Origin of the sequence: Phenylobacterium sp. (genome assembly GCF_044372605.1) — a bacterium.
In the GTDB taxonomy this organism is placed as follows: Bacteria; Pseudomonadota; Alphaproteobacteria; order Caulobacterales; family Caulobacteraceae; genus Phenylobacterium.
Genome location: NZ_JBILRO010000222.1, coordinates 1 through 5,905, shown reverse-complemented (window position 1 = coordinate 5,905; position 5,905 = coordinate 1). Strand labels below are relative to the sequence as shown.

At 65.9% G+C, this 5,905-nt stretch carries 7 protein-coding genes; 6 read left to right on the top strand and 1 reads right to left on the bottom strand.

Going from position 1 to position 5,905, the window contains the following annotated elements:
* From mltG to ACIQ42_RS15095, 5 genes are all read left to right on the top strand, one after another.
* Positions 1-826, top strand: an 826-nt coding sequence (mltG, locus tag ACIQ42_RS15115) for an endolytic transglycosylase MltG (protein WP_397423080.1), incomplete at its 5' end; no start/stop codon positions are given.
* Positions 827-1,708 carry a YicC/YloC family endoribonuclease gene (locus ACIQ42_RS15110; RefSeq protein ID WP_397423079.1) on the top strand — a complete coding sequence of 294 codons (882 nt, stop codon included), beginning with the start codon at positions 827-829 and terminating at the stop codon, positions 1,706-1,708.
* Positions 1,709-1,762: 54 nt separating this feature from the next.
* Positions 1,763-2,482: a guanylate kinase gene (gene gmk / locus ACIQ42_RS15105; protein ID WP_397423078.1), complete on the top strand. Its 720-nt coding sequence runs from the start codon at positions 1,763-1,765 to the stop codon at positions 2,480-2,482.
* A 67-nt stretch (positions 2,483-2,549) separates the two neighbouring features.
* Entirely contained in the window at positions 2,550-2,726 is a 177-nt protein-coding gene (locus ACIQ42_RS15100) for a hypothetical protein (protein WP_397423077.1), read from the top strand.
* Positions 2,727-2,836: 110 nt separating this feature from the next.
* Entirely contained in the window at positions 2,837-3,631 is a 795-nt protein-coding gene (locus tag ACIQ42_RS15095) for a MipA/OmpV family protein (RefSeq protein ID WP_397423076.1), read from the top strand.
* A 9-nt stretch (positions 3,632-3,640) separates the two neighbouring features.
* On the opposite strand, the gene ACIQ42_RS15090 is transcribed toward ACIQ42_RS15095, so the two are convergent.
* The gene (locus ACIQ42_RS15090; protein WP_397423075.1) at positions 3,641-3,841 is read right to left on the bottom strand and encodes a hypothetical protein; all 201 of its coding nucleotides are present in this window, start codon (positions 3,839-3,841) and stop codon (positions 3,641-3,643) included.
* A 157-nt stretch (positions 3,842-3,998) separates the two neighbouring features.
* Here ACIQ42_RS15090 and ACIQ42_RS15085 point away from each other — a divergent pair.
* Positions 3,999-5,905: penicillin acylase family protein (locus tag ACIQ42_RS15085; protein WP_397423074.1), on the top strand; the 1,907-nt coding region annotated here is incomplete at its 3' end.

Sequence of the window (5,905 nt, the reverse complement as noted above, 5' to 3'; positions counted from 1 at the left end):
TGAGACCCTGAAGGCGGCCGGGGTCATTTCATCGGCAAGCGTGTTCGCCGCCGCCGCCCGGATCACGGGTGCTGCGGCGGACCTGAAGGCCGGCGAGTATGAATTCCCGTCGGGCGCCTCAATGGCCCGGGTTCTGGCCGACATCCGCGATGGCAAGGTCGTACGTCACCAGGTGACAATCCCTGAGGGCTGGACCAGCGGCATGGTTCTCGACGCCCTGCGAGCCGAGGCGGAGCTGGTGGGTGCGGCGGAGGAGCCGCCTGAAGGTTCGATCCTGCCAGACACCTATCGACTCGAGCGGGGCGAGAGCCGGGCCGCCGTGATCCAGAGAATGCGCGAGGCGCGCGACAAGGTCCTGGCCGATCTGTGGGCGACCCGGCAGCCTGGACTTCCCATTGAAACGCCGGAAGAGGCTGTGATCCTGGCTTCCATCGTCGAGAAGGAAACCGGTGTCGCGGCCGAACGGCCCCGTGTGGCCGCGGTGTTCGTAAACCGGCTCCGGCTTGGCATGGCGCTGCAGAGTGATCCGACCATAATCTATGGACTCACGCGGGGTCGGCCGCTGGGGCGCGGCATCCGCGCCTCGGAACTGGCGGCTGCTGGGCCCTACAACTCCTACAAGATGGTTGGTCTGCCGCCGACGCCGATCGCAAATCCGGGTCGGGAGGCTCTTGCGGCGGTGCTGGATCCACCGAAAAGTGACGAATTGTTCTTTGTGGCCGACGGCTCCGGCGGGCATGCCTTTGCGGTGACCTATGAGGATCACAAGCGCAATGTGGCCCGCTGGCGGGAGATAGAGCGACAGAAGGCGTCGGGGGGACAGTAGATGCCCATATCCGGAATGACGGGGTTTGGCCGGGCCGAAGGCGCGCTGGGCGCCTGGACCTGGGCGGTGGAAGCTCGCAGCGTCAATGGTCGAAACCTGGAAACCCGGTTCCGCGGACCACCAGGCTTTGACGGTCTGGAACGGATCACCCGGGAGGGCGCCCAGGCCCGGTTCCAACGCGGCAACATCACCGTGGGCGTTCAGGCCAAGCGCAGTGAAGGCGCCGGATCGGTCAGGATCAATCACGACCAGATCGCCCGGTATCTGGCGGCGGGCGCTGTCTATGTCGCTGATGGACGCGCCGCCGCACCCCGACTGGACGGGCTATTGGCGCTGCGGGGTGTGATCGAGGCCGATGACACCGGGCTCGACCCGGAAGCCGTAGCCGAACTTGAAGCGGCCATGGGCGGCTCCATCAGCCTGGCGCTGGATGCCTTGCTGACATCACGACGCGGCGAGGGCGCCTCACTGGCGCCGGTACTGAACGGTCAGGTAACCCGCATCGGCGAGCTGACCGAACAGGCTGGCGATGTGGCGGGCGGTCAGCCTGCCGCGCTCAAGGCGCGCTACGAGGCGCGGCTGAAGGAACTGGCCGGCGAGGCTGCAACACCGGAGCGGATCCTGCAGGAAGCTGCCGCCATGGCGATCAAGGCCGATGTCCGCGAGGAACTGGACCGGCTGGCGGGCCACGTCGCTGCGGCCCGGGAGCATCTGGCGGCCGACGGCGCGGTGGGCCGCAAACTGGACTTCCTGACCCAGGAGTTCATGCGGGAAGCCAATACACTCTGTTCAAAGTCCACATTGCCGGCCTTGACCACCCTGGGCCTGGATCTCAAAGCCACCATCGAACAGTTCCGCGAGCAGGTGCAGAATGTGGAATAGCCACAGGTGTCTGGTCGTCCCGGACCGATGCGCGGGAACAAGCGGAGATAAAGCGTGACGCCCGCGAGCGATGACCATTCCAAGCCCTGGGAGACCACGCGTCGGGGTTTGCTGCTGCTGGTGTCCAGTCCCGCAGGCGCCGGCAAGACGTCGCTGACGCGGCGGTTGGTGGCCGACCATTCGGACCTGACGCTTTCGATCTCGGCCACCACGCGGGCCCCGCGGCCCGGTGAGGAGGAAGGCCGGGAGTACTACTTCAAGAGCCGAGCCGAGTTCGAGCGGATGATCGCCGATGGGGAATTCCTCGAATGGGCGGTCGTGAACGGCCAGTACTACGGCACACCCAACGCCCCGGTGATGGCCGCGCTGGCGGCGGGCCACGACGTGCTGTTCGACATCGACTGGCAAGGCGCGAAGCAGATTGCGGAAAAAGCGCCGGACGACAGCGTACGACTGTTCATCCTTCCACCGGTCTGGGGCGCTCTGGAGCGACGCCTGCGCGCGCGTGCGCAAGACACCGAGGAGACGATCAATCAGCGGCTCGCCCTGGGCCGTGAAGAGATCATTCACTGGCAGTCCTACGACTACGTCATCGTGAACAAGAATTTCGATCGGGCCTATGCGGACCTCGGCCACATCTATCGCGCCGAACGGATGAAGCCCGGCCGAAACCCCTGGCTGCCCGGGTTCGTTGACGGATTGCTGGCCGACGATGCCGGGGCGCCGAAGGTGAAGGCGCCTGCCGTGCTGAGGGGGCGTTTGATCCAGAAGTAGGGGCGGCGCGGCGGATTACCGTCCCGGACGAACCCGCGCTATAGAAGGCAGGCGCAGGAGAGCGGGTATGACGGATCACGATGATGACCCACCGGTCGGGGAAACGCCGATCCAGAAGGCATTGCGCTTGAAGAAGGCGGCGCTTGCGGCCAAGGGGTCGCCGAGCGGGCGGGCGCGAGATGGCGGGCTGCGTGCCGCGGCCGCGCACTCCGCATCGAAGTCCAAGCCTTGGATGAAAAAATAGAGCCCATCTCCGCGAACTCAACCCTTGCGGGTATCGGGGTGGGAAGCAAAGTCCTATACCAGACGCTCCGGCCGCTTACGAACGCCGGCGGCTTTCTCAAGGGAGCTCCAATGCCACCGTATCACCTGCCCATCGTCGCTTTGGGCGCTCTTGCCGTGGCGACCGGCAGCCTTGCGCAGCCGCCGCTGCCGGAGTCGGGTTTGCAGGTGCAAGTAGGTGGAGGGGGTCTGCTGACCCCTGACTTCCTCGGTAGCGCCGGGTCTCGGGTCCGCGTCCTGCCCTATTTGTCGGTGAGCTACGACGATCTGGTGTCGGCTACGGTTCAGGATGGGATCGCGCTCAACCTCTACCGGTCCGGCGATTTCACGTTTGGACCGATAGTCAGCTTCAGTTTCGGCCAGGAAGAGAACGACAGCCGGGACTTGCGAGGCCTTGGCGATGTTGACGTTTCGATCGAACCCGGAGCCTTTGCAGGTTACGAGAGCGGCCCGTTTTCTGCACGGATCCAGGCCAGCCATGATGTAGCGGGCGGCCACGGCGGCGGGATTGTCGAACTGGACGCTGCGGTGACACTGCCCGTCGCGCGGACTCGATCAGGTCCGGTCTTGCTGTCCGCGGGCCCGGGCGCGACTTTCGTGACGGCCAAGTTCAACCGTGCGTTCTTTGGCGTCGACGCGACCCAGGCCTTGGCGTCCGGGTTGCCGGCCTACCGACCTGGCGGCGGCCTTCAGGAGATCGGGGCCAACCTGACCGCCATCGCACCTGTTGGGCGACGCACCACAGTGGTCGGTCTTCTTGGCTATGGCCGTCTCATCGGCGACGCCGCCGACAGCCCGCGCGTGCGTCAGCGCGGGTCACCTGACCAGTTCACGGCGGGCCTATTCATCGCCTACGCCCTGTTCTGATCGACGACCTCAGTGCCGGACGACCCATTCGCTGATGTAGGCGTGGGTGGCGCGGGCCAGGCTGGACGGTCCGGAAAAGTAGAATTCGCTGCCAAACAGGCCCTTGCGTTCGCGCCAGCTGATCGGGCCCGTATCTTCCGTCTGGAGCACCGTACGCAGCTTGGCGGTCATGCCGCTGGGCACGAAGGCGACATAGGTGGCGTCAGGCATCGGGCATACTCCACTGGACCCCGTTGGCGTCCCCTAAAAGGCACCAAAGCCTGAGTCCGGGGCGCTGGCCAATAGAGTTAAGGAATTGTGACCTGTCTGGCTGGACAATCCCGGCGGTCCAAGGCGTGTTGGCCTGGTCCGGGTTTGGGAGGCGTGTATGCGGATTCGGTCTTTGGCGGTGGCGATCGGGGTCTGGGGCCTGCTCAGCGGATCAGCCCTGGCGGCGGAAGACATCGGCCGATGGAAGGCCACGGCCGAGCGGGTGACCATCGTGCGCGACACCTGGGGCATCGCCCATGTGAAGGGCAAGACCGACGCCGACGCCGTCTTCGGCATCGCCTTCACCCAGGCCGAGGACGACTTCAATCGCGTGGAGATGAACTATCTCACCTCGCTGGGCCGTCGGGCCGAGGCCCTGGGGCCCGGTGAGATCTGGTCGGACCTGCGGCAGAAGCTGTTCATCGATCCGGTGGAGCTCAAGGCGCAGTACGCGGCCAGCCCGCCCTGGCTGAAGGCGCTGATGAACAGCTGGGCCGACGGCCTGAACTATTATCTGGCCACCCACCCTGAGACCAGGCCCCGGGTGATCACCCGCTTCGAGCCCTGGATGGCGCTGAGCTTCTCTGAGGGGAGCATCGGCGGCGATATCGAATCCATCTCGCTGGCGGAGCTGGAGACCTTCTATGGCGGGGTGAAGAGCGCGCGGGTCGAAGACCCCTTCGCCTTCCGCGAGCCCACCGGCTCGAACGGCATCGCGATTGCGCCGAAGATCACCCGGGACGGCCATGCGCTGCTGCTGATCAATCCGCACACCTCGTTCTTCTTCCGCTCCGAACTGCAGATGACCAGCGACGAGGGGCTGAACGCCTATGGCGCCGTCACCTGGGGCCAGTTCTTCATCTACCAGGGGTTCAACGCCAGGGCCGGCTGGATGCACACCTCCAGCGGCGTCGACGTGATCGATGAGTTCGCGGAGGAGGTCTCGTCCGCCGCCGATGGCCTGCGATATCGCTATGGCGACGAGCAGCGCAAGGTCACGCTGAAGACCATCGCCGTGCCGTATCGCGCCGCCGACGGATCGATGGCCAGCCGGAGTTTCACCACCTATCGGACGCATCACGGCCCGGTGGTGCGCAAGCTCGGCGACAAGTGGATTGCGGTGGCGCTGATGCACAAGCCGGTCGAGGCGCTGCAGCAATCCTTCCTGCGCACCAAGGCCAACAGCTACGCCGACTTCATGAAGGTGGCCGAGCTCAAGGCCAATTCGTCCAACAACACCCTGTTTGCCGACTCAAGCGGCGTGACCGCCTATTTGCATCCCCAGTTCATCCCGAAGCGCGATGACCGGTTCGACTACACCCAGCCGGTGGATGGCTCCGATCCGGCGACGGACTGGCAGGGCCTGCATGCCCTCTCCGATGCGCCGCGGGTCAAGGACCCGTCGGTCGGATGGGTGTTCAACGTAAACGACGCGCCCTGGACGGCGGCCGGGCCGGACAGTCCGGTCAAGGCGGCCTTCCCGAAGTACATGGACTCCGCCGGAGAGAACCCACGCGGCCCGCACGCCATCCGGGTTCTGACCGGCGCCAGCGGCATGACCCGTGAGACCCTCCTGGCCAAGGCCTATGACCCCTACCTCACCGCGTTCGCGCGCCTGATCCCGACCCTGACGGCGGCCTATGACGCAGCCCCGGATCCCAAGCTGGCGGAGCAGGTGGCGGCGCTGAAGGCCTGGGACAAGACCTGGTCGGCGAGCTCCACCGAGACCTCCCTGGCGGTGTTCTGGGGTGAAGCGCTCTGGGCCAGGGCCGCGCCCGCGGCCAGGGCAGCGCGCATGAGTGTGTGGGACTACATGGCCGACAGGAGTTCCGGCGCCGACAAGCTGGCCGCGCTGTCGGAAGCCTCCGCGCGGCTGACCGCCGACTTCGGAAGCTGGAAGACCCCGTGGGGTGAAATCAACCGGTTCCAACGGCTGAACGGCGACATTGTCCAGAGCTTCCGCGATGATGGGCCGAGCATCGCCGTGCCCTTCACCTCGGCGCAGTGGGGATCCCTCGCGTCGTT

Coding starts and splice junctions, on each gene's coding strand:
- ACIQ42_RS15110 (WP_397423079.1), top strand. CDS start 827: ATGCCCATATCCGGAATGACGGGGTTTGGCCGGGCCGAAGGCGCGCTG.
- ACIQ42_RS15100 (WP_397423077.1), top strand. CDS start 2,550: ATGACGGATCACGATGATGACCCACCGGTCGGGGAAACGCCGATCCAG.
- ACIQ42_RS15095 (WP_397423076.1), top strand. CDS start 2,837: ATGCCACCGTATCACCTGCCCATCGTCGCTTTGGGCGCTCTTGCCGTG.
- ACIQ42_RS15090 (WP_397423075.1), bottom strand. CDS start 3,841: ATGCCTGACGCCACCTATGTCGCCTTCGTGCCCAGCGGCATGACCGCC.